General features: G+C 64.9%; 2 protein-coding genes. Both read left to right on the forward strand.

Annotation, left to right across the window (positions count from 1 at the left end; all coding sequences use genetic code 11):
• Positions 1–100: 100 nt before the first annotated feature.
• A complete protein-coding gene (locus tag A5702_RS11710) occupies positions 101–925 on the forward strand; it encodes an SDR family oxidoreductase (RefSeq protein WP_231965045.1) in 825 nt (274 codons plus the stop codon).
• Between the two features lie 22 nt (positions 926–947).
• Entirely contained in the window at positions 948–2,228 is a 1,281-nt protein-coding gene (locus tag A5702_RS11715; RefSeq protein WP_055405070.1) for a DUF427 domain-containing protein, read from the forward strand.
• Positions 2,229–2,379 lie beyond the last annotated feature (151 nt).

Here is a 2,379-nt window from a genome sequence, read left to right on the forward strand (position 1 = left end):
CCAAGCCGGATACTGTCCGGCGCTACGTGGAAACATTCGCGATCAACGGGCTTCGCTGAAGAACGGGCCAGCGCCGCTCAACTGAACAATAGATGTACTATTGTTCTCCAACGTCGGATGGCTTTCGACACGTGGATTCTCGATCGGTGGTCAGCGCATGGGCGAACGGACATTGGCCGGCAAGCGGGTGGTGGTGGTGGGCGCATCGGCCGGGATCGGGCGGGCATTCGCCGTCCGTGCCGGCAAGGAGGGCGCCGACCTGCTCATCGCGGCGCGCCGCCGAGACCGTCTCGACGAGGTCGCCGCCGCCGCCGGCTGCGGCGCGGCCATCAGCGCGGATGTGCGTAACGCTGACGACTGCGCGCGGCTCGCCGATATGGCCCGCGAGAGCCTTGGCGAAATCGACCTGCTGTTCATCTCGGTGGGGTACGCGCCGTTGAGAATGTTCGCCGACACCTCTGTCGACGATTGGATGGAGGTGATGCAGACCAACGTCGTCGGTGTGCATCAGGTCATCAAGTGCTGCCTGCCGGTGCTCGCGCCCGCCGCGATCGTCGGCGCCCTCTCCTCCGAAACCGTCGGCCAGCCGCGGACCGCGCTGGGCGCCTATTCGTCCAGCAAAGCCGCGCTGTCAGAAAGCCTGAATGCCTGGCGCACTGAGCATCCCCGCTTTCGCTACTGCTGTGTGACCGTGGGCGGCACCGTTCCGACGGAGTTCACCGCGGCGTTCGACCCCGAATTGCTGGGCGTGGTCGTAGAGGATTGGGTGGCGCGCGGCCTCTTGCAGGAGACATTGATGTCGCCCGACGACGTCGCCGACATGCTGGCGGGAACATTCGCCAGCGCATTGAACTTTCCCGCCGTCGGCCTCGAGCAGCTGGTAATTCGTCCAGCGTCGTCGCCGCGGCGCACGGTGACGGGATGAGGCCGGCGACGAGAGGGTAGTGATGTCAACGCAAGTCGAGTCGGCGTGGCCCGATTACCCCGATTACCGGATCGAGGCGACCCCGTGTCCATACCGAGGCCAGGTGTGGTTCGGTGATGTGCTCGTTGCCCAGAGCGACCGGTGTCTCGTGGTGACCGAGACCGACCACGAGGACCGCTTGTACTTTCCCGAATCCGACGTGCGGTGGGAGCTGCTCCGCCCGTCGGACCACAGCACCGTCTGCCCGTTCAAGGGCCGGGCAAGTTACTGGAGCCTTGACGGGGCGGATTCCGGTGTCGAGAACGTCGTGTGGGCCTACCCCACTCCGTTGCCTGAGGTCTCGGCGATCGCGGGCCACGTCAGTTTCTACGACGACGCGCTGCGTGTGGTCATCGTCGAAGACTGGCCAGACGGCTCGAAGGTCCCTGTGCGATTCCCGCTGTGGGGAGACGCCGACGAGCTGTGCAGAATCATCGATGTTCAGCAGGTGTCCGAAAGCGGGTTCATCGGACCAGCTCATGGGCCGACGCGTCGAAATGTGGTCGAGGGCGGTCAGCTGCTCGGTGAGGCGATCGTCGCCGCATCGAAAGCGCTTCCCGGGCAACGAGTCACGTCGGTATCGATGATCTTCATCAAAGCGGCCTCGTTCGACGCGCCCGTCGACCTTTCCGTCGACATGCTTCGCCGAGGGAGGTCGTTCTCGTCGGCCGAAATCCGCATCAGCCAGCTGGGCGTGTTGCGCAGTGCAGGCATCGTGCTTGCGGACTCCGGGGCCGAAGACGTCATGCGCGACTCCGAGCCGATGCCGCAGGTTCCGGGACCCGAATCGGCGGTGTCGTTCCAGGGCTTCGGGATGACCGGACGCGAGATTCGGGTGGTCGATGGAGCTTACGATCCGGATCCCGATCGGGTAGGCCCGCCGATCATCAACGCGTGGGTGCGATTCCGGGATGCGCCGCCGAATGCCCACCTGAACGCCGCGTTGCTGGCCCAGTCGACGACGCATTGGACCATCGCCGCAGGCATGTTGCCGCATCCGGGCTTGGGTGAGGCGCGCGCGCATGCCACCTTGTCGACCGGAATCATGAAGGCCACCATCGCGTTTCACGACGACGTCGATGTCACGGACTGGCTGCTGTACACCAACCACGCCATCTGGTCGGGACGCGGGCTTGTGCAGGGCGACGGCCGGGTGTTCGCCCGAGATGGACGGCTCGCCGCGTCATACACGATCCAGGCGATGGTGCGAGAGTTCGCGACCGAGCCCGCGGCGATGGGTCGCGACAGCCGCACGGCTATGTGATGGGCATGCGGTATTCGTGGCCGCGTCAGCGCAGGCCGTTGATGGCGAATTTCTCGACGTAGCGGCGGACCGTGGCCGGCTTGGTCATATCGAAGGTCAGACCTTGATTGACAGTCGAAAAGGAATAGATGATTCTCGCCAGCCATTCGCT

The sequence above is a fragment of the Mycobacterium sp. E3339 genome (genome assembly GCF_001666915.1).
Taxonomy (GTDB): Bacteria; Actinomycetota; Actinomycetes; order Mycobacteriales; family Mycobacteriaceae; genus Mycobacterium.

Bases quoted from the DNA above. Each gene is read 5' to 3' on its own strand.
- A5702_RS11715 (WP_055405070.1), top strand. From the start codon at position 948: ATGTCAACGCAAGTCGAGTCGGCGTGGCCCGATTACCCCGATTACCGG.